The organism is Treponema porcinum, assembly GCF_900167145.1.
Classification (GTDB): Bacteria; Spirochaetota; Spirochaetia; order Treponematales; family Treponemataceae; genus Treponema_D; species Treponema_D porcinum.
Genome location: NZ_FUWG01000008.1, coordinates 1 through 21153, shown reverse-complemented (window position 1 = coordinate 21153; position 21153 = coordinate 1). Strand labels below are relative to the sequence as shown.

Here is a 21153-nt window from a genome sequence, read left to right as displayed (position 1 = left end):
AAATACATTCCGTTTTCCTGCGCATTTTCTTACCGGTAAAAGTCAGCCGGATTTTTAAGGTGCATTCAAGATTAACACTGAAAAATCCTCAATAGGATTTACTCAGTGTTTCCTAAAATCTAGTAATTTTCTGCGTGAACTTCAAAATAACTCTGCGGATGACTGCATACCGGGCAAACTTCCGGCGCTTTTGTTCCAACCACAATGTGTCCGCAGTTGCGGCATTCCCACACTTTTACTTCACTCTTTTCAAAAACGGCAGCCGTTTCTACGTTCTTTAAAAGCGCGCGGTAACGCTCTTCGTGGCGTTTTTCAATTGCAGCAACCATACGGAATTTTTCAGCAAGCTCCTTAAATCCTTCTTCTTCTGCTGTTTTTGCAAAGCCGTCGTACATATCAGTCCATTCATAGTTTTCACCAGCAGCAGCCGCTTCAAGATTTTTTGCAGTATTTCCTATTCCGCCCAGTTCCTTGAACCACATTTTTGCGTGTTCTTTTTCATTGTCAGCAGTAGCAAGGAAAAGCGCAGCAATCTGCTCAAATCCTTCTTTTTTAGCTACTGACGCAAAATATGTATATTTATTGCGTGCCTGTGATTCCCCGGCAAATGCCGTTTCAAGATTTTTCTCTGTTTTTGTTCCTGCATATTTACTTGCAGATTCTTCAACCTTTACAAAAGACGAAGCCGGCTGCTTGCATACAGGGCAGACAAAACCTTCCGGCAGACTGTCACCTTCATAGATGTGTCCGCATACTTTACATTTCCACTGTGCCATAATAGTTCCTTCCATTCATTTATTTTTATTTTACTCCGCACTGCTACGGAGCATTATTGCTTTTTTTCTGACAGTCCGGGCAGATGCAGTTCATTCGTAAATCATACGAAAGCATACGAACTCCCAGCTGCGCCTGCAATTCTGCCGTTAAATCACCCAGCATTACGTCAGTAATTCTGCCGCAGCACCTGCATATCAAGTGATCGTGCCGTTCCGTCCTGTCGTACCTGTCCGGATTTCCCTCTGCGGAAATCTTGCGGATAAGCCCCTGCCCGTAGAGCCACGAAAGATTGTTGTACACGGTGGCAAGAACCGCTTTTTCGTTCTTTTCCTTCAGAAGAAGAAAAATCTGCTCCGCAGTCGGATGATTTTTGGAATTATTGATAATTTCCAGAATGTACTCGGCATTTTTAGTCATAGTACCTCCGAATTTCAATTCTATTAGAATTAGAATAATTCTAATTTTATGAGAATTTAATAACCCTGTCAAGTTTTAGTTTTTCATTTACTTGCCAATCCGCTTTAGCTCAATATGCTGTGATTCTATGACTTCGTTTTCCATAACTTTTTCCTTTTCTATTTTGGGCGCATCCCTACGCTCACGCAGTTTGCTTTGCAAACAGGCTCGCTTCGGGTCGGGCTATTCGCGGTTACGCACTCTCGTGCTTCATTCCTCCGCTACGCTACGGAACGGCTTCGCCGCCGCTACTATCCCTTGCGCATTTCGGTTTGTGTATAAAAAGAATAAGAAATAGTTTACATGCCTTCTTTTAATTCAAGAACTTTTATAATCCCAGCACTTATCTTTTTCATATATGACTTCGGCATCACGGACATTTTTTCGATAAGTGCAAATTTATTTACAGTGGTAACCAAAGGAATTACCACAACTGAATCTTTAGACAGACCGGAATCACTTTTAGGAACAATAACATTTGGTGTATATTCCGAAAGAATCATATTGCTTGTCAATGGAACCACAATACAAGTGCTGATATTGCTTTTATTAAAATCATTGTTTTGAATAACAACAGCAGGACGGCGATAACCAGCTTCGCTTCCAGAAGGCACGCCAAAGTCTACAAGCCATATTTCACCACGTGTCATTCTTAATCATCTCCCAAACAGCCGCTTTTGATGCATCGCAGGTAAATGTCTGTTCTTTTAAATCTACTTTATCGTATACTGCATTAATTTGCTTTATATGATCCTCCGATGAAACTTCTTTATCATCATCGTTCACTTCCTGAATCACTACATTCTTCCGCAATTTTACAAGACTTTTTAACACCTCAAGAAACGGCACATCAACATTTTGTAATGTTACAGTCATAACGAACCTCCTCTTAATAATATATCACAATTACTAACATTCAGAAAACATTATTTAAGCCACTTGTCCAGAACTGCCTGCTTTTTCTCTGGGCACTCTGTCATTGTGCGTTTTGCGGCGGTGATTTTTTCTTCAAGGGCGGTAATTTGGGCGACGATTTTCTGCTGTTCGGCTAGAGGGGGAACGGGGATTATTAATTCTTCATAGAAAGCAATAGGAACACGACGATGACCACTTGCACCAGTCATATTTTTTTGAGCTTCATTACGAATTTCTGCTCGATTCAAATAATCAAATACAAATTCTGTCGAATAGCCAGGTTTTATTCTGAATACATGGAATTCAGAACTTCCCATTTTTAATGCGATATTATCTTATAAGAAACAAATTATTTTTTATGATTTAAAAGCCAGTCTCTTATGTTGTCCTTATTCATTTTTCCAGAGGCAATGCTAAGTCCAAAATCTATAAGTTCAGTTTGAGTATATTTGATATTTTCACCATTCAGTTGAAGGAATAACAAAGTCAGATGAACTCCTGTTCTTTTATTGCCATCTGCAAACGGATGATTTTCAACTAACGAATAACATAATTGAGCGGCTTTGTCAAAAATACTCGGATAAAGTTCTTTTCCGCTAAAAGTTTGAAACGGAGATTTTAAGGCGGAATCCAAAAGATTTTTATCCCGAATTCCATCCATTCCGCCAGTTTTTGCAATAAGAGAACTGTGCAAATTCATAACTTGTTCTAAATCAAAGAAAATCATTTTGCAAGTTCTCTGTATGCTTCCATATTCTGATTTATAAGGGCATCGGAAGCGGCAAGAAGGGTTTCGTCTGAAACTGTTTGAAAAGTTTTTTCTGTTTTGCCAGCCGAAAAATCTTCGTCAAGTACTGTAATTATAACTTTTCTGCCGTTATAATGCTCAAGAGAATAATCATTTGTAAGAACTGTATTTCCCTGAATTATTCCTGTAGTAGCAAACATATTTCTCCTCCTCTGCTTCAAATGCCTTTTATAAATATACCACTTTTTTATAGAAAGTTTAAGAAGTAAATGAACAAAATAATTACCGGGCAAAAAAGTGATTTATTTCTTCTTCCGCCGCTTTTAAAAGAGATTCTATATCTGCGCCATCAATATCAAGGTTTTCCGCCTTAAAGCAGAAAGTTTTTTTTATGCCGAAAAGAACATTGCAAAGAGTCTTTATGTATGAAAATCCAAAATCAGAAAACATCGGACCGCCGGCTGTAGTAATATACACAAGCTGTTCCGCCCTGCACAGTCCGACCGGCCGGCCGTTTTCATACCGGAACGTAATTCCAGAAACAGAAACATTTTCCAGATACAGTTTAAGAAGCGAAGGAAAAGATAAATCCCAGAACGGTGCTGCAATTACAATTGTATTAGCCTTGGAAAACTTGCGTGCGTGGTAAAAAAGCGGCGCGTCCGTCCTGCCTTCTTTCAAAAGCAAATCGCGCTCGCAAAGGCGCGCTCCGTCCAAAGGCAAAATATTTTCTTCCGTAAGGTTTACCGTTTCTACCTTTTCGGAAATATTTTCAAGAAAATAACGCGCAAGACGGTTCGTTCTTGACCCGGAACGGACGCAGGCATTTACAAAAAGTACGCTCATAAACCGTTATTTCCACAATCCCAAAGGATTAACGGTCTTTCCGAATTTATAAACAGTAAAATGAAGGTGCGGGCCTGTACTCATTCCTGTACTTCCTACACGTCCAATGCGGGTATTCGTGTCTACGTACTGGCCGCGCGTAACAAGAATTGCGCTAAGATGACCGTACAGAGTTTTATAGCCGGAATGATGCGTAATGATTATGTAATTTCCGTATACGTTGTTAAATCCGGCAGACGTTACTGTTCCGCCGAGTGCCGCATATACGGAAGTTCCCGTAGGGCATGCCATATCAACGCCAGAATGGTAGGAGCGCTTTCCGTTGAACGGAGAACTTCTCCATCCGTAATAGGAAGAAAGCCAGTAGCGCGCCCGAATCGGCTTATGGAATAAATCTCCGTTAATTTCCTGGCGCGTAACCCAGTCAAGCTGTGCGTCAGGAACAAAAACGGCAGCACCGGCAGGAAGTTTTGCACTTACGGCAACCGAATTTACCCTTGCACACTTTTCTGCACTGACTTCGTATTTTTCTGCAATGGATTCTGCCGTTTCGCCGTCTTTACGCACGGTGTAGATAATTCCCGGCATAGAAGGAATTTTAAGGTACTGCCCTATCTGCAAAAGGCGCGACTGATGAATGTTGTTTACGCTTATGATAGTATCCTGCGTAATGTTGAACGAATCGGCGATAAAGCCTATCATATCGCCTTTTTTTACGCGGTATGTGTAATAGCAAAGTTCAAGTTCTTCGGAAGAAGAATCCTGTGAATAAACGGCAGCTGCAGAATCAAGGTTATCTGCACCGGCATCGCTTACAAAGTCCGCAGAAATTTCAGACAGTTCCCCCGCAGAAGAAAGGGCTTCTGCCCTGTCCAAATCTGATTCCTTGAATTCTGGAACACCGGCAGTTTCAAGACCGCCCACGCCGTTCTTTACGCTGAATTTATCTACTGCAATAAGAGAAAGTGATGTTACGCCTGTACCGACTGCAAACGCCGCCAGAGATGTTATGATAATCCGTCTTACACGAGTCCTAAAAATCATATAATAAAAATTCTTCAATTTTGTTATGAAATAATTATTTTTATATCTCTCAAATTGCAACATAGTATACCTTTATTTCTTAGAAATTCCAACTAAATACGTTTCAAAAGATTCTGCACGGCATGCTTCCGGCTTAAATCCTTTTGCAGTCGTAAAAATTTCACGCAGAGCCTTAAGGAACATCTGCTGGTCTCCGTTCTGAAAAATCTTTACCGCAAAATTACCGCCCTGCTTGAGCATTGCCTTTGCATACCAGACAGCCATTTCTACAAGCTGCTGGGAACGTGCAGTATCTACAGTCCTGTTACCAGTGGTAAGGGGCGCTGCATCGCACACAACAAGGTCATAAGGCCCCAGTTCACGGATTTTATTACGGATTTCCGCATCATTCAAATCTCCCTGCAAAAAAGTCAGGTTATCAGCCCGCACAGATTTTGCAAGCGGATTTAAATCGCAGGAAACGACCTTTCCGCCCTCGCCGATATTACGCAGCAGAAACGTAGTCCAGCTGCCAGGCGCAGCACCTAAATCAAGCACCGTGCCGTTTTTCTTTATCATTCCAAAACGCTGGTCAATTTCCTGAAGTTTATACACCGAACGCGCCGGATATCCTTCAGAAAATGCTTTCCGTGACCAGAAGTCAGGTTTTTCGTAATTATTCGCCATATCTTGATTTTCGGGATTTTTTTTATAGAAGTTTACCAAAAATAATGGTAGAGTAATTGAATGAATTTATCTGCTATCTATCATCAGGCATTTGATGCTTTCTGTTATCCGCTGGATAACAACAATCTGGAAATTACTATTAAAACTGGAAAAGACGTTGAGCGCGTCTTTTTGCATTGGGCAGACCCTTTTAACGGCGAAAGGCACGACGGTGAATTTATATGGAAAAGTAACTGTGTGGAAATGACCGAACGCCGCGAACTTCAGGAACATTTTTTGTGGAGCGCGACGGTAACTCCGCCTGCAAAACGCTGCCGTTATTTCTTTTCGATGGAATCTCAAGGCGAAACGGCGTATTTCCTTGAAACTGGCTTTTACACGGAAGAACAGTTCAGCCGGATTCGGGATTTTACAGGCTGCTTTACCTTTCCGTGGATGAATCCGGCAGACGTAAACCGTACTCCCGAATGGGCAGAATCTGCCGTATTTTACCAGATTTTTCCGTCGCGCTTCTGCCGGGGAAAAAGCAGTTTTCAGCCGGAAGGTCTTAAGCCGTGGGGAAAATACGGTGAAAAGGCAGGGTGGAACGATGTTTACGGCGGAAACCTTCAGGGAATTATAGACCGGCTGGACTATCTTCAGTCGCTTGGAATTACCGGAATTTATATGACGCCTATAAATCAGGCTCGTTCCCAGCATAAATACGACACAAAAGACTATCTTACAGTTGACGAATCGTTCGGTACAAACGAAACTCTCCGGGAACTTGTAAAAAAAGCTCACGAACACGGAATAAAAATCGTTCTTGACGGCGTATTCAATCACTGCGGCTGGGATTTTTTTGCATGGCAGGACGTACTTAAAAACCGGCAGAACTCAAAATACGCTTCATGGTTTATGATAAACGACTTTAACTTTGAACTTCATGAAGATTACTGGAAAATGCACAATTCCTGGGATAAAAAATACTTTTCGTTTGCCTTTGCAGACTTTATGCCCAAGCTGAACACGAATAATCCAGAAGTCCGCGAATACCTTATCGGCGTAAGCGAAAAATGGGTCAGGGATTATGACATAGACGGAATCCGTATGGACGTTGCAAATGAAGTATCGCATCTTTTTGTTCAGGAAATGCGGAAGGCAATGCTTGCGCTAAAAAAAGACTTTTACTTTATAGGAGAAATCTGGCACAACGCACAGCCGTGGCTTCGCGGAAACGAATTTGACTCTGTAATGAACTATCCGCTGCAGAATGCAATCCTTGGTTTTTGCGAAGACAGTCATACAAATGCAAAAGATTTTGAATTTGCCATAAACCGCTGCTATTCAATGTACAGCCGGCAGACAAACAGAGTCCTTTTCAATCAGATGGACAGCCATGATACAATGAGGATGATTACACGTTTTGAAAGCAACGCAGACCGGGCAAAACAGGCACTCGCACTGCTTTTTTCCGTTCCGGGAACGGCGTGCATTTACTACGGCACGGAAATACTGCTTGAAGGCGGAAACGACCCTGATAACCGCAGGTGTATGCCGTGGAAAGAAATAGAGGCAGGTCGTTTTGACGAAACGCTTTCATTTATGAAAAAACTGATTTTGCTAAGGAAAACGCATCCGGCACTCAGAAGCAGCATCATTCAGTTTAATTACGGAAACGAAAATGCTGACGGTACAAAACGGCTTATCCGCTATACAAAAACGGCAGAAAACGGCGGCGAAAAAATCGAAGTCATCGTAAACTGCAGCGAAAAACCAGTAAATATCGGAAATGACGGAACTGTCCTTCTTTCACAAAAACTTGAAAACGGAATGCTTTTGGACGACGGATTTATGTACCGTCTGATACAATAACGGTAAAAAAGTAAAGTTTGAAAATACGCGCAAAAATCAGCAAAGCCCCGTAATTCGCGGTGTAATAACCGTGTAGGAGCAGCGCGTAAGTTTTATTACGACTGCAAACGCACACAGAAACATAACTGCCCCGAAAACAAACCTTGCAATTTCCGAATACTCCATACCGAACGCAGAAACCGCCTTCGGATAAAGGAAAAGTCCCAGTGCACAGCACAAAACCGGAAAAACAAGCGTGCATACTCCCTGAACGTTCTCAAGTCCTTTTGAAAATCCTATGGAAACTTTAGTTCCTTCTTCAATATTAAAACGTTTAGGATTCATAACTTCTATGCGTGAAAGGACAGTCTTCCCTGTAGAAAAACCGCCCTCCTGATACGGCGAAACCATAATCCTGTCTTCATTGACTTCCGTAACGACAAAAACGCCTTTCATTTTACACCAGCCTTTTCAATTTCTTTCATACGCGCTGCAACATCCGCCGCACCGTTACTATTTCCAAGTTCTTCGTACGTATCGCGCAAATTAAAAAGCGCATCGTAATAATACGGATTAAGCATGACTGCCGTTTCAAACGCTTCTGCTGCATCTTCATACTTTTTCTGGTTAAAATACACAACTCCCGTAGTATTCCACAGGTGCGGATTTTGAACGTTAAAATCAAGTCCTTCGCGGCAATATACAAGCGCGTCCTCAAAGTTTCCCATATCAAAGCAGATTAGCGCAAGCGTTTCTACAACATCTTCATCCTCTTCGCAGATTTCGTACGCCTTCTCCAAAGCCTTACGCGCCTCTGCAAGATTTCCGGCATCCCGGTACGTAATTCCAAGATTGAACCACAAAAGATAGTTGTTTTTTTCTATTGTAATGGCGCGTGTAAGGCACGCAAGCGCTTCTTTTACAGAGCCGGCGCGTGCAAGCTGAATAGCCCTTTCATTTAAAACATCAACCCGCTCTACCATAAAACACCAACCTTGCCGCAACAACCGGCTTTTTCTGCCTGATTACTGCGGAATCATATCCGCAAAAAGTTTCTTTATAAGAACAGCACTTTTTTCCGCGCCGGAATTTCCAAAAACGGAAGCAAGTTTTTCCGCATTTTCCGTAATGCACGCCTTTCCTTTTTCCGCTGCTTTTTTTATAGAACCGCGCGAATTTAAAAGCGCAATGCACTCTTCCACCGCAGGACTTTCTATTCCTTCCTTACCGGCTTTCCGGAAACATTCGGCAATACAAGCCTTGTCACCAGGATTTTCTGCTATATGAAGAAGGACAGGAAGGCTTTTCTTCCCTTCAACAATATCATCGCCGCGTTTTTTACCCGGATTTCCCGTAGTAAGATTCTGAACGTCATCAAGAATTTGAAATCCCTCGCCCACACAGGCAGCAATACTTCCGGCACGGGAAGCTTCTTCACGCGTTCCTCCGCCGCCGATAATTCCTGTCTGAACGGCAAGACTTGCAAGCGTTCCAGTCTTACAGTGAACCATCTGCGCATATTCTTCCAAAGACGGCACAAGCTCTGGGTTTCTGTGCCAGTAAATATCCATCGCCTGACCTAAATGAAGGCGGCGGAGTTCCTGCGCATAAAGCGAATACAGGCTGTTCTTAAACGCATCCGGGCAGGAAAGGGAGTCTATGCACACAGCCGCCTCAAAATAAAGCCAGGAACCGGCGTTAAGTGCCGTATCAAGACCGTACTGAATATAGGCAGACGGTTTTCCGCGGCGGACTTCTGCAGAATCTTCTATATCATCGTGGATAAGGCTTGCCGTATGAACAAACTCAACAAGCGGAGTAAGAGCAAAAATTCCGCCGTCAGTAAGTTCCGTTTTTTTTCCGCATTCGGCAGAAAGTTCTGCACAAAGCACCATAAGAAGCGGACGCCAGCGCTTTCCGCCTAAGTCCATAAGGGAACGGCACGGCTTTATAAGGTTTTCAAGATGCGCTTCGCTGACGCAGGAAGAAAGTTCAGAAAAAGACTGTTTCTGCCACGAAGGATTTGTATGTTCAGGAAGATACGAATGCAGCGCTTCCTCAATTTTTTCCAGGTAAGATGTAAATACTGTATCCATACATATTACTATACAGCAATTCATCATCATTTACAAACAGGAAAAATCTGTCTACACTACTGATATGAAAAAAACAATTCCGGCACTGCTAATTATGTTTCTTTCGTTCAGTCTGTACGCAAAAAGTGACGCAGGCGTTTTCTTCAATATAAATACAGCATTGCAGTACTGGTCAAAAGACGGCACAAAATCTTACCGCATGGAAAAATCACCTTCCGCAAGCATCACGCTTTCAAACTACAATCTTTTCCTTTTCAAAAATCATTTCGGCATTTTTGAAACAGTCCACCTTCTTTTTGAGGACGATTTTTCATTAGACACAAATATCGGAATAGCCGCCGCTGCCGAACTTTCACCTAAAGTTTGCATTCAGGGAGGTCCTGCGTTCCACCTGTACAATAATTCAGTTTCAAAAAACGGAACATATTACAACAATACGTACATCGGCTTTGGAAGCGATTTGCAGGCAAAAGTGCGGCTGTGGCATTTCATAAGCGCGGCGGCAGGATTTACGCTTTCTTTAGATCCATACTGGCTTGAACTTTCCAAAGAGTCCGGCAAATGGTATTATTCGAATAACAATAATTTTCTGAACCTTGCATTTAACGGCTACATCGGAATAGCTTTTGATTTTTAAAAGACGGAGGATGCTGCACAAAAGCAGCAAAAACGCATTATGAAAGACGGCACACACACCTATCAGACGCACGGAGTATGCGCAAGAACAATCACATTTACGGCAAAAAACGGAAAAATCTATGACATTCAGTTTAACGGCGGATGTAACGGAAACCTAAAAATGATTTCCAAACTGCTGGACGGAATGACGGCAGAAGAAATCAACGCAAAATGCGCCGGAAACATCTGCGGAATGAAAGGCACTTCCTGCGCCGACCAGCTTGCAAAGGCAATGATAAGCGAACAGTAAATCACAGCATCGTTACAGCGCATGATTTCTGCAGGAACAAAAAAGACGTTTTCCGTTAAAACAAAAAATCCTTTCGCTTGAAGCAAACGAAAGGATTTTTACGGTTCCTACGAGAGTCGAACTCGTCTCTCGACCTTGAGAGGGTCGCGTCCTAAACCGATAGACGAAGGAACCAGACAAACACTGTAAAATATGGAATTCCACAAAAAAAAGGCTGAAACAGCTGTTCAGCCTTTAGTTCCCCAAGGAGGATTCGAACCCCCACAGTCAGAACCAGAATCTGAAGTGCTACCATTACACAATCGGGGAATGTAATGTTCCAATAATATAATAGACCACCGGATTTTTGTCAATAAAAACAAGGTAATTTTATCAAATTTTCTTAAATTTTACCGCATGAACATTGTCATGCCGTAAATCAATGACTTACGGCAATTTGACGGGAAGTGCTGAGTAATTGCTTCAAATGTAAATCCTCACTTCCTTGAGGATATTCATTTTTTCCTGTACACTGTTTTCATAAAGTTTTGCAGAGGTAAAAAATGGCAGACATACCGCATTTTGACGATCCGCCGGAGGGAACTCCCGTTTCTCAATTCGTACACCTTCACGTCCACTCAGACTATTCGCTTCTGGACGGTGCCTCTAAAATCACAACGCTCATAAAACGCGCAAAGGAGCTTAACATGCCGGCCCTTGCGCTTACTGACCACGGAAATATGTTCGGCGTGCTGAATTTTGAACATATCTGCCACGCAAACGGTATAAATCCGATTGTCGGCTGCGAATTCTACGTAACGGAAACTGACCATAAAGTCCAGGAACGCACAAAATACGGCGGAAAATATTATCACCTTATTCTTCTTTGCGAAAACGAAACCGGCTACAAAAACATGAGCTGGCTTTGCAGCAATGCCTACACAGAAGGACTGCATTACGGAAAACCTAACATCGACTTTGAAATGCTTAAAGAACGGCACGAAGGACTTATCTGCCTCTCTGCCTGCATTCAGGGACAGGTTCCGCAGGCACTTCTTCATGATGATGACGAATGGGCAGAAGAAGTTGCACGAAAATACGCAGACCTTTTCGGTCCTGACCACTACTATATAGAACTTCAGGATCACGGCCTTCCTGACCAGAAAATTGCAGCGGAAAAAATGATAAAACTTGCCGAAAAACTTAACCTGCCGCTTGTAGTTACAAACGACATCCACTACTGCAACAAGGACGATGCGGAAGCTCAGGATGCACTTCGCTGCATAGGATTCAAGCGTCTTTTGGACGAACCGCATCAGACAATGGGCGACGGACGCACGGAGTGGTACTTCAAGACAGAAGAAGAAATGCGCCGTCTGTTCCCTAACCACCCTGAAGCTTACGAAAATACAATAAAGATTGCAAATATGTGCAACCTTACCATTCATCAGTATACAACGCCGGAACTCAAAGGCTGTCTTCCGCGTTTTGAACTTCCTAAGGAATTCCAGCGTCATGAAGATTATTCACAGAACCAGGACGATTTTGTACGTCATCTTGTAGAAAAAGGACTTCGCCAGCGCTACAAGGAAATTACGCCGGAAATACGCGAGCGCGCAGAATACGAGCTTGCAATCATTTTCAAGATGGGATTTTCCGGCTACTTCCTTATCGTATGGGAATTCATCAACTGGGCAAAAGAACACGAAATTCCTATCGGTCCGGGACGAGGTTCCGGCGCAGGTTCGCTTGTTGCATACTGCATGACAATTACGGACATCGATCCGTTCAGGTTCAACCTGATTTTCGAGCGCTTTCTTAATCCTGAGCGCGTTTCTATGCCGGATTTTGATATTGATATGGACTTCGATTACCGCCAGACTATCATCCAGCACACCCGTGAACTGTACGGCGATCCTCAGGTAGGACATATCGTTACGTTCGGTACGCTTAAGCCAAAACAATGCATTGCAGACGTAGGACGCGTACTTGGCATTCCTCTAAGCGAAGTAAACATGCTTAAAGCATGCATTCCTGACAATCCTAAAGCAAAACTAAAGGATGCATTTAGTGAACCAACAGAGAAATTTCCAGACGGAGGAAAACTCATTCCGTACAAGGACGAGCCGCGGTACAAACGGCTTTTTGACCTTGCATTCAAGCTTGAAGGCGTAAACAGAAACACCGGTCTTCACGCCTCCGGTATGGTAATCGGACTTACAGCCCTTCCAGACTGGGCACCGGTTTTCAAAGACCCTAAGACAGGGGAAGTTGCCGTGCAGTACACAATGGACATAATCGAACCGTGCGGACTTGTAAAATTCGACTACCTTGGATTAAAAACGCTTTCGCTTATCCGCTATGCAGAAGACATCATCAACAAGCACAAAAAGCCTGACGAACCTGTTTTCAAAACGGAAAACGTAAGCGAAACAGACTCTGAAACTTTTGATATGTTCGGGCGCGGAGATTCCGTAGCCGTTTTCCAGTTTGAATCGCCGGGAATGCAGAAAATCCTGCGTCAGGTACAGCCGCGATGCATTGAAGAACTTGTTGCCTTGAACGCACTGTATCGTCCTGGTCCTATGGACTACATTCCTCAATATATTGACGGAAAATGGAAACCTGAAACCGTACACTATCCTGACCCGTGCCTTGAAGGACTTTTAAAAGAAACTTACGGCGTTATGGTTTATCAGGAACAGGTTATGCAGGTTTCCCAGAAAATAGCAGGATTTTCTTTAGGCGGTGCAGACATGCTTCGCCGTGCTATGGGAAAGAAAAAACCTGAAGTCCTTATGGGAAAAAAGAAAGAATTTATCGAAGGCGCGCTTAAAAACGGCTTTACCGAACAGCACGCAGCCGATATTTTTGAAATCATGGTTCCGTTTGCCGGCTACGGTTTTAACAAATCGCACGCAGCGGCATACACCGTTCTTGCATACCGCACAGGATGGCTAAAATGCCACTACCCTGCTGAATTTATGGCAGCAAACCTTACAAACGAACTTACTTCTACAGACGGAGTTCCGTTTTACATTGCAGAAGCGCGCCGTATGGGCATTCCTGTAGACCCGCCGGACATAAACAAATCTGACGTACGCTTTGACGTCGTAGACGGTCACATCGTCTTTGCGCTTATGGGACTTAAAGGAATGGGAGAAGAAGCTGCAAAAGCAATCGTTCAGGAACGAACGGAACACGGCGACTACAAGAGCTTCATGGATTTTCTTGAACGCGTCGTTCCGCTTCAGGTCGTTTCAAAAAATGACGAAGGCAAGGAACTTAAGCGTGCCGTCATAAACTCAAAGGCGATTGAAGTCTGCATACGAACCGGCGCATTCGACAAGCTGGGACAGAACCGCCCTACGCTTCTTAACGATATGGACAGAGCCGTCCGCTACGTTCAGGACAAAATCTCCGGTTCCACAAACGGACAGGGCGACCTGTTCGGCGATACGGACGAAAAAGTCTACGCTGATTTTGTATTTAACCAGCTTGATGACCTTCCTACAATGGAAAAACTGAATGATGAAATGGAAGTAATCGGCTGCTATGTATCGGGTCATCCGCTTGATGATTACAAAAAAGTAATACAAAACTGCGTTACGCTTACCTCAAACAACATGGACCGGGCCGCAAAGGAATCTCAGGCAGAAAAAGCGGCTCTTGCCGCAAGCGGACAGTCATCCTGGCAGATGCGAAACACCGGAAAAACATACACCGTTCTTGGATTTGTACACGGACTTCATCCGTTCAGGACAAAAAAAGGAACTGATATGGCGTTTGCGAAACTTTCCGACTACAACGGAGAAATGGATCTTACGTTCTTTTCAAAAACGTGGGAAACGCTGAAAACGCAGGTTCAGGACGGAAAAATCGCTGCATTCAAGGGAAAAGTTGACGGTTCGCGCGAACAGCCTTCCTTTATTGTAGACAGCATAGAAGATCCGTCCGTGCTGAAAGAACGTTCCATAAAGGAAGTTCACATTGAAATAGAAAATTCTTTTCAGTCAGAAGCGGAAGTTTCAAAAATAAAAGATTTTTTATTTGCTCAGAACGGTAATTGTTCATTATATTTTCATATAGACACAGCATCAGGCCCGTTTATCGTAAAGGCAAACAGCCAGCTGACAGTTTCTTCATCAAAGGAAGTTCTTTCCCAAATAGAAGACCTGCCTCTTGTAAAAGATGTCTGGTGCGAATAAGAAATGTTCATAAACGTTTTAGAAGGATGGATTCAATGCAAACAATATTTCAGACAGCTGCGGCTCTTGTTTCTTTGTACACGACATTGTGCTTTATAAGAATAATCATTACCTGGATTCCCGGAGTACAGTATTCGGCATTCGGAAGATTTCTTTCTACGCTTTGCGATCCGTACCTGACTTTGTTTTCAAGGCTTCCGCTAAGAATAGGAGGACTTGATTTTTCCCCGATGATTTCAATCGGACTTCTTTCACTGCTTTCTTCCGTTCTGGGAAATACGGCGCAGACAGGAAGAATTTACATCGGCGGAATTCTTGCCTATCTTGTGGCACTTATCTGGTCGGTATTCTCGTCGCTTCTTGGCATCCTGCTGATTACAATCATCATTCGCTACTGCGTTCTGATTTTCAGCAGAAACAGCACAAGCTACAATTCAATCTGGTCATATTTTGACAGTGCGATAAGTCCTCTTGTATTCAAGATTGCAGGCATCATTTCAGGCTCAAAACCGGTAAGCTATAAAAAAGCGCTGGGAATTGCAATCATTGAGGTAATACTTGCGCTTGCCTGCGGAAGAATTATTATGCAAATCTTCATCGGACTTCTTTCAAAAATACCGTTCTAGGCAAAATGAAACTTTCGGAAATAAAATCACCGGTTTCGTCACTTCCCGGTGTAGGTCCTGCGGCAAGCGCGCTGTTCTCAAAACTAAACATTTTCACCGTTGCAGACATCCTTTCATTTTATCCGCGTGACTATGAAGACAGGCGAAAGCACATTCCGATTCTTGATTTTGAAAAAGCAAAAGTACACACCGCCGCAACAGTAACTGCCCACGAATGGTTCGGTTACGGAAAAATGCGGACTCTTAAACTGATTATTTCTGACGGAACGGCATCCGCCGCACTCATCTGCTTTAACCGTGCGTTCCTTGAAAAATCGCTTCCGGTAGGCTGTATTATCGTCGTAACAGGAACGTTCACCGTAAAATACGGGCAAATTCAAAGCACAGCTTTTGACGTTACAAAACTTGCAGAATCAGGCGCACTCAGCGATTTTGAGAATATGCCGCTCCCGAATTCCGGCATTGTTCCGGTCTATCCGCTTACGGAAGGACTTACGCAAAAACAGGTACGCAAAACAGTTGCGGCGGCAATAAGCCAGTACGACAGGGGAATTGAAACGGAACTTCCGGCGCACATTATTGAAAAACGAGAACTTTTACCAAAAACACAGGCAATCAAATTCATCCACCAGCCGGAAACGCCGCAGGAACTTCAAAAGGCGCGACAGACGCTTATCTACGAAGAACTGTTCAACTTTCAAAGCACAATCGCCCTGCGTGCCTACAGGCACAAAGGTGCAGTTCCTGACGCCCGGCTTGACGAACCGGAACAGACACCGTCATTCCAGAACGTTCAGAATACGGCGCAGAAACCAGATGCAGATGAAACAGCACATTTTGTAAAAACACTTTCACCCTCACAAAAACAGCTTTATGACAGGCTGACTTTTATGCTTACACCCGACCAGCGCGCCGTCATTCTTCAGATGAATGCGGATATTGACCGCGGATACGTAGAGCGTAACGAACTTCTTACAAAAGGAAATGGCGCACGTAAAACGCCGTTTACAATGCAGCGGCTTTTACAGGGAGATGTAGGAAGCGGAAAAACGCTTGTGGCATTTTTCGCCTGCCTTCGCGTAAAGGACTGGAGCGGTCAGTGTGCCGTTATGGCACCTACAGAAATACTCGCGCGCCAGCACGCAGAAAACGCCGCGCGCCTTTTAGAACCGCTCGGCATAAGGACGGCGTTTCTTACAGGAAACGTAAAGGCATCGGGAAGAACGCAGCTTTTAAAAGCGCTTAAAGCCGGAGAAATAGACATCGTAATCGGAACGCACGCGCTTTTTTCAAAACAGGTTGTCTATAAAGACCTTCAGCTTGCCGTCATTGACGAACAGCACCGTTTCGGCGTAATCCAGCGCCAGTCTATAATCGACAAAGGCAGGCACACGGAAGAACAGCCGTCCGTGTCGTTTGAGCCGCACCTTCTTATGATGAGTGCAACTCCTATTCCGCAGACGCTTGCGCTCACTGCATTCGGCGACCTTGACATTTCCACCATACGGACAATGCCTGCCGGACGAAAACCGATAAAAACGTATCTTGTAAAACAGGGAAACGAACAGAATGCATATGAAGCAGTCCGCAGGGAACTTAAAGCCGGCCGTCAGGCATATTTTGTATACCCGGCGATAGACAGCGAAAACATTACGCAGGAACTTAAAAGTGCGGAAGAAGCGTTTGAAAATCTTTCAAAAAACGTCTTTCCGGAATACCGCTGTGCACTGCTGCATTCAAAAATCCCGGAAGAAGAACAGCTCCGGGCGCTTCAGGAATTCCGCGCAGGTAAAGTACAAATTCTTGCCGCCACAACGGTTATTGAAGTAGGTGTAGATGTTCCAAACGCAACATGCATTGTAATCGAACAGGCAGACAGATTCGGTCTTGCCCAGCTTCACCAGCTGCGAGGACGCACGGGGCGCGGCGCGGAACAGTCGTTCTGCTTTTTGATATACAGCAGTAAAATAACGGAAACAGGCATAGAACGGATGAAAGTAATGCGGCAGAATACGAACGGTTTTGCAATCGCACAATATGATTTAAAACTTCGCGGTCCCGGCGAAATTACCGGAACCGCACAGGCAGGAAACCTTACTCTTGGAATTGCAGACATCGTACGCGACCACGACATACTTGTTCAGGCGCGGACAGACGCATTCGACTACATACGGACAAAAGTTGCCCCGTAAGCTGCATACCGGACTGTCCGCAAGCGCGGACGAATTACGCAAAAATCAGGCAACAAACGATTCAAGCCGGGATTTTCTTGTAGGGTGCTGCATACGTACAAGCGCATGCTTTTCAATCTGGCGGATGCGCTCTTTTGTAAGATTGCAGACTTCGCCGATTTCACGAAGGGACATCGGCTTTTCAACTCCGATTCCGTAGCGCATTTTGAGAACTGCTGCCTCATTCGGCTTAAGGGTGCTTATAACGTCATTCAGTTCATTTTCAAAAGCCTCTGTCATTACCCCGGTATCAGGAGCGTCAGAATAGGAATCTTCAACAAAATCACCGAACGTAGTATCGTCGCGGTCAGAACCTTTTACTGGTGCATCAAAGCTTACCATTTCGCGGGAAATATTTATCATTTCGCGGACGTGTTTTTTGTCCATATTCAGCATTTCGGCAACTTCCTCAAACTCCTGGTCTTCAGTCTTGTTGCCGGCAATAAGTTTTCGCGCATGTTCAATGCGTACAAGTTCATTTGCACGGTTCAGCGGAAGGCGGATAGCGCGGCTCTTTTCACAGATGGCTTTTAAGATTGTCTGGCGAATCCACCAGACAGCATAAGAAATAAAATGATAGCCTTTGTTTACGTCAAAATGTTCGACGGCTGTCATAAGACCTATATTTCCTTCGCTTATCAAATCAGTCAAATCAAGTCCGTGATTTTGATATTTCTTTGCAATATTAACGACAAAACGCAGGTTTGCACGTACAATTTTATCTTTAGCGGCTTTATCGCCGGCAGCTGCTTTTACTGCCAGATCAGTTTCTTCTTCGCGGCTCAAAAGGGGGATACGGTTTATATCACGCAGATACATTCCCAAAACATCATCATCTTTCATACTAGCAAGCCTCCTGTAAAAATATGCTATACCTATTATTTTGCAAGTTCCGTGCCAACTTTTTAGAACAGCGGATTTTTTACAGGATTTTTTTACAGCCTTAAGAACAAATCATTATTTTATAACGATTTAGCATTTTTCCATCTGAAAAACAAAAATGCTGATTAAATAAAACAAAGGCGGAAATAAAAATAATAATTCAGGAAGAAGTTTTTTGTGAGTAATTTTTACCCAGCTGCTGTCATTGACGGAAAACCTGCGTCAAAATTCCCCGATTATTTAACCAGCATAATATATTTTTTTCTTGACGACTGTACTGTTTTTTTCTTATATTTAAAGGCAAACAAAAACAAATAAACACTAACAGAGGTATATAATATGACAGTAAAACCATTGGCAGACCGTGTTCTTGTAAAGAACGACAAAGCAGAAACAAAAACAGCAAGCGGAATCATCATTCCGGAAGCTGCACAGGAAAAAACACAGACAGCAACTGTTGTTTCTGTAGGACCGGGAACTGAAGAGGAAAAAATCACCGTAAAAGCAGGCGACAGAATTATGTATGACAAATATGCCGGCACACAGGTAAAAATCGACGGAGAAGACCATCTTATCCTGAAAATGGCAGACATCATCGCCGTAATCGAATAGAAACAAACATACGTAAAAAAGGCAGTCCGTACGGACTGCCGATTTTTTTTAACGGAGTTTTTTAATTCTGAAACAAAAACGCCTGCACCTAACATTTTGCGTAGATACAGGCGTTTTTTGTGGATTAGTTTTTAATAATTACTTATCATTAGACATAAGTTCCTTGACTAAGAAATTATAACTAGGCTCATCTTCATAAGTTTCTCCGGCTGTCAGATAAGACCTATACTTATAACCATCATACGCACCTATCCATATATATTCTGAATTTTCTCCTACAATAATAAATTTATAACCTGGCCACATCGCTGAAATCTCAGGATAAACATCACTTGTATACTCACATCGGTATATTCCGTCAACACCTTTTGTCATCACAACTGTTGATTTATTCCAGCCGGACAATTCACAGGCATGAATAACGGTATAATTTTCTTTAGCAGACCAACCAAAATCTTCTGGATTAAACGCAAAAGAAAGATGAGTTACAGAAGAGTTATCAGTCCAGTATTTATACGGAAACTCATGATAATGTGCATAAACTGTCATATCAGATGTTGCAAATTCAACTTGATTTCCGCCGTCAGCAGCATCATACCAGCCGATAAAGAATTCATTATCTTCTTCTTTTGTAATTCCAAAATTAGGAAGATAATCACCATCATATAAAGACTGAGTTTCACCATCTGTGATAGAAGAAGAACTTGTTCCGCCATTCAATTTAAATGTAATTTGATAAACATCTTTTGGACTCCAATGAGCATACAATGTAGTTTTACCAGAAGGCATAGTATAAACAAGAGTTCCGCCATCAGCAACATCATACCAACCTTCAAATTCATAAACTTCACTATAAATATCACTATAAAATTCATCAATACTAGTACCTACTGAACCAACTGCAAAATATCCGTCATAATATGGAATACCCTTTTTGTCAATCAAAGTTACAATCGTTCCGTCTGAAGCATTAAAGTTAAATGTAACTTGTGAGGCTGTATAATCTTTTACTGTATTTGCCTTGGTCTTGAAATAATTTGTGTCATCGTCTGAAAGAAGTTTATATTTTCCGTAGTTTGTACACCAAGATGCAGTATTATCTTCAATGGAAGAAGATGTATTGGTATATGTCAAATCAGAACTATAAACATAATCTTCTACCATTGCCTGCAACCTCTGAATTTCAGTTTTGCTTCCATCTATAAAAGAACTTTCTTCACTTAATTCAAGAAGATAACCGATGTACATTGTTTTGTATTCAGGAACAGAAAGAAGTTTTTCTATAAGCGGAGCCTTTGCACCGTCTCTTCCCCATTCTAAAGGATTTCTTGTTGCAGTGTCGTCGTTTTTAGTACAGTTTGTTCCAAGAATATTGTCGTAATCGTACGGAATGAAATAACACTTTCCTTTTTTGTCAAAATAGAAATAGTAGTTGTTCATGTTGTTCCAATAGTCGTCATCCATTCCCAAAAGAACATTGCAGGCATAAGTTTTAAGGAACAAATCAACATCCATTCTTTTTTTATAGAAAGCCTTTATTTCTTCAGCCGTAAAAAGTTTATTAAGTTCATAAATAAAATCAATGAATTCATTGCGTGCAGAAATCAAGTCATCTTTGTTAGTCTTCAAATCATAGTCATAGCGCATGCTTTTTGATTCATCAAGGAAAATTTCTTCAACGCCAAATGAACGGTATGCATCAAAATCAGTTGCCATTGAAGCACCGTATGACGACTGCCAGCAGCATTTCCACAGATTTCCTTTATTGCCGTTAAATTTTGTTCCGATTTGCGGAGTAATTTCTGAACGCTCTTTCAAAAACTGCTTGTTGATTTCTTCAATCATTGCATAAACGCCGTAATCAAGTTCAGTTGGTTTTCCGTCTTCTTCTATAATATTGATGAAAAGCCGTGTATAACCTGCACGAGGAGCAGTCCAAATTCCGTTCTTTCTGAAGAAATTATAACCAAATACTTCACGAACATAAGTCGGATCATCCTTAAACCGTTTAAGATGGCATGATATAAAAGGCTGGGAAAAAGTGGTACTCTGGTTTGACGGAATCAGAGAGCCGGCGGAAGGTTCTAACTACTGGTGAAGAAGCCACTGCGTGAATGGCAGCCGCTTACTTCGGGTTTAAGATTAATCAAAGCCGACCGCCGTACGCCATAATGAGGCGTGGGGGCATTCCCCACGACCTCGGATAGGAGCACGGTATACCACTACCAGCGTTTACTCCTGATTCCATTTTATCATATAAGGGGTAAAAAATGGAACAGAAGAGATTTGTAGGTATCGACCTGGGG

Annotated in this window: 22 protein-coding genes and 2 tRNA genes; 7 read left to right on the top strand and 17 right to left on the bottom strand. The window is 42.8% G+C overall.

Features of this window, described 5'->3' with window-relative positions; translation table 11 throughout:
• Nucleotides 1–119 precede the first annotated feature (119 nt).
• The 10 genes from rbr to B5D55_RS05945 form a co-directional block, all read right to left on the bottom strand.
• The gene (gene rbr / locus B5D55_RS05990) at nt 120–776 is read right to left on the bottom strand and encodes a rubrerythrin (RefSeq protein WP_078933201.1); all 657 of its coding nucleotides are present in this window, start codon (nt 774–776) and stop codon (nt 120–122) included.
• A 43-nt stretch (nt 777–819) separates the two neighbouring features.
• On the bottom strand, nt 820–1194 hold the full coding sequence (locus tag B5D55_RS05985) for a Fur family transcriptional regulator (RefSeq protein ID WP_078933098.1): 375 nt from the start codon (nt 1192–1194) through the stop codon (nt 820–822).
• Nucleotides 1195–1532: 338 nt separating this feature from the next.
• Nucleotides 1533–1883, bottom strand: a complete 351-nt coding sequence (locus B5D55_RS05980; RefSeq protein ID WP_078933097.1) for a type II toxin-antitoxin system PemK/MazF family toxin — start codon at nt 1881–1883, stop codon at nt 1533–1535.
• On the bottom strand, nt 1870–2109 hold the full coding sequence (locus tag B5D55_RS05975) for a hypothetical protein (protein WP_078933096.1): 240 nt from the start codon (nt 2107–2109) through the stop codon (nt 1870–1872). Before B5D55_RS05975 ends, B5D55_RS05980 begins: the two co-directional genes overlap by 14 nt.
• A gap of 50 nt (nt 2110–2159) precedes the next feature.
• Nucleotides 2160–2465 (bottom strand): restriction endonuclease subunit S, encoded by a 306-nt coding sequence (locus B5D55_RS05970; protein ID WP_078933095.1) that lies wholly within the window; start codon nt 2463–2465, stop codon nt 2160–2162.
• A 32-nt stretch (nt 2466–2497) separates the two neighbouring features.
• Nucleotides 2498–2875, bottom strand: a complete 378-nt coding sequence (locus B5D55_RS05965) for a type II toxin-antitoxin system death-on-curing family toxin (protein ID WP_078933094.1) — start codon at nt 2873–2875, stop codon at nt 2498–2500.
• Nucleotides 2872–3096: a hypothetical protein gene (locus B5D55_RS05960; RefSeq protein ID WP_078933093.1), complete on the bottom strand. Its 225-nt coding sequence runs from the start codon at nt 3094–3096 to the stop codon at nt 2872–2874. The genes B5D55_RS05965 and B5D55_RS05960 overlap by 4 nt, the downstream gene beginning before the upstream one ends.
• Nucleotides 3097–3178: 82 nt before the next feature.
• A complete protein-coding gene (locus B5D55_RS05955) occupies nt 3179–3742 on the bottom strand; it encodes an NAD(P)H-dependent oxidoreductase (protein WP_078933092.1) in 564 nt (187 codons plus the stop codon).
• Between the two features lie 6 nt (nt 3743–3748).
• Nucleotides 3749–4786: a M23 family metallopeptidase gene (locus B5D55_RS05950; RefSeq protein ID WP_078933091.1), complete on the bottom strand. Its 1038-nt coding sequence runs from the start codon at nt 4784–4786 to the stop codon at nt 3749–3751.
• A gap of 72 nt (nt 4787–4858) precedes the next feature.
• Nucleotides 4859–5452: an SAM-dependent methyltransferase gene (locus B5D55_RS05945; protein ID WP_078933200.1), complete on the bottom strand. Its 594-nt coding sequence runs from the start codon at nt 5450–5452 to the stop codon at nt 4859–4861.
• Between the two features lie 60 nt (nt 5453–5512).
• Here B5D55_RS05945 and B5D55_RS05940 point away from each other — a divergent pair, with 60 nt between their 5' ends.
• Entirely contained in the window at nt 5513–7306 is a 1794-nt protein-coding gene (locus tag B5D55_RS05940) for a glycoside hydrolase family 13 protein (protein ID WP_078933090.1), read from the top strand.
• Nucleotides 7307–7342: 36 nt separating this feature from the next.
• Here the strand turns inward: B5D55_RS05940 and B5D55_RS05935 are convergent, their stop codons facing one another.
• From B5D55_RS05935 to B5D55_RS05925, 3 genes are read right to left on the bottom strand one after another with little or no spacing between them, the layout of a single operon-like run.
• Nucleotides 7343–7741 carry a hypothetical protein gene (locus B5D55_RS05935; protein ID WP_078933089.1) on the bottom strand — a complete coding sequence of 133 codons (399 nt, stop codon included), beginning with the start codon at nt 7739–7741 and terminating at the stop codon, nt 7343–7345.
• On the bottom strand, nt 7738–8268 hold the full coding sequence (locus B5D55_RS05930) for a tetratricopeptide repeat protein (RefSeq protein ID WP_078933088.1): 531 nt from the start codon (nt 8266–8268) through the stop codon (nt 7738–7740). Before B5D55_RS05930 ends, B5D55_RS05935 begins: the two co-directional genes overlap by 4 nt.
• Nucleotides 8269–8310: 42 nt before the next feature.
• The gene (locus B5D55_RS05925; RefSeq protein ID WP_078933087.1) at nt 8311–9381 is read right to left on the bottom strand and encodes an FPP/GGPP synthase family protein; all 1071 of its coding nucleotides are present in this window, start codon (nt 9379–9381) and stop codon (nt 8311–8313) included.
• A gap of 64 nt (nt 9382–9445) precedes the next feature.
• Between B5D55_RS05925 and B5D55_RS05920 the strand changes: the two genes are divergently transcribed.
• Both B5D55_RS05920 and B5D55_RS05915 read left to right on the top strand, forming a co-directional pair.
• Nucleotides 9446–10018, top strand: a complete 573-nt coding sequence (locus tag B5D55_RS05920; protein WP_078933086.1) for a hypothetical protein — start codon at nt 9446–9448, stop codon at nt 10016–10018.
• A 39-nt stretch (nt 10019–10057) separates the two neighbouring features.
• Nucleotides 10058–10309, top strand: a complete 252-nt coding sequence (locus B5D55_RS05915; protein WP_078933085.1) for a TIGR03905 family TSCPD domain-containing protein — start codon at nt 10058–10060, stop codon at nt 10307–10309.
• Nucleotides 10310–10410: 101 nt separating this feature from the next.
• Here B5D55_RS05915 and B5D55_RS05910 read toward each other — a convergent pair.
• A tRNA-Glu gene (locus B5D55_RS05910) sits at nt 10411–10483 on the bottom strand.
• 64 nt (nt 10484–10547) lie between these two features.
• A tRNA-Gln gene (locus B5D55_RS05905) sits at nt 10548–10618 on the bottom strand.
• Nucleotides 10619–10851: 233 nt separating this feature from the next.
• Between B5D55_RS05905 and dnaE the strand changes: the two genes are divergently transcribed.
• The 3 genes from dnaE to recG are packed head-to-tail and all read left to right on the top strand — an operon-like array spanning nt 10852 to nt 17314.
• Entirely contained in the window at nt 10852–14496 is a 3645-nt protein-coding gene (dnaE, locus tag B5D55_RS05900; protein ID WP_078933084.1) for a DNA polymerase III subunit alpha, read from the top strand.
• Between the two features lie 35 nt (nt 14497–14531).
• The gene (locus B5D55_RS05895) at nt 14532–15122 is read left to right on the top strand and encodes a YggT family protein (RefSeq protein WP_159446166.1); all 591 of its coding nucleotides are present in this window, start codon (nt 14532–14534) and stop codon (nt 15120–15122) included.
• A gap of 5 nt (nt 15123–15127) precedes the next feature.
• Nucleotides 15128–17314 carry an ATP-dependent DNA helicase RecG gene (recG, locus tag B5D55_RS05890; RefSeq protein WP_078933082.1) on the top strand — a complete coding sequence of 729 codons (2187 nt, stop codon included), beginning with the start codon at nt 15128–15130 and terminating at the stop codon, nt 17312–17314.
• Between the two features lie 45 nt (nt 17315–17359).
• Here recG and B5D55_RS05885 read toward each other — a convergent pair whose 3' ends face one another.
• On the bottom strand, nt 17360–18196 hold the full coding sequence (locus B5D55_RS05885; protein WP_078933081.1) for a sigma-70 family RNA polymerase sigma factor: 837 nt from the start codon (nt 18194–18196) through the stop codon (nt 17360–17362).
• A gap of 378 nt (nt 18197–18574) precedes the next feature.
• On the opposite strand from B5D55_RS05885, the gene B5D55_RS05880 reads away from it, so the two are divergent.
• Nucleotides 18575–18847, top strand: coding sequence for a co-chaperone GroES (locus B5D55_RS05880; protein WP_078933080.1), 273 nt, complete (start codon nt 18575–18577; stop codon nt 18845–18847).
• Between the two features lie 138 nt (nt 18848–18985).
• Here the strand turns inward: B5D55_RS05880 and B5D55_RS05875 are convergent, their stop codons facing one another.
• Nucleotides 18986–20872, bottom strand: a complete 1887-nt coding sequence (locus B5D55_RS05875; protein ID WP_234975391.1) for a CotH kinase family protein — start codon at nt 20870–20872, stop codon at nt 18986–18988.
• Nucleotides 20873–21153: the final 281 nt, after the last annotated feature.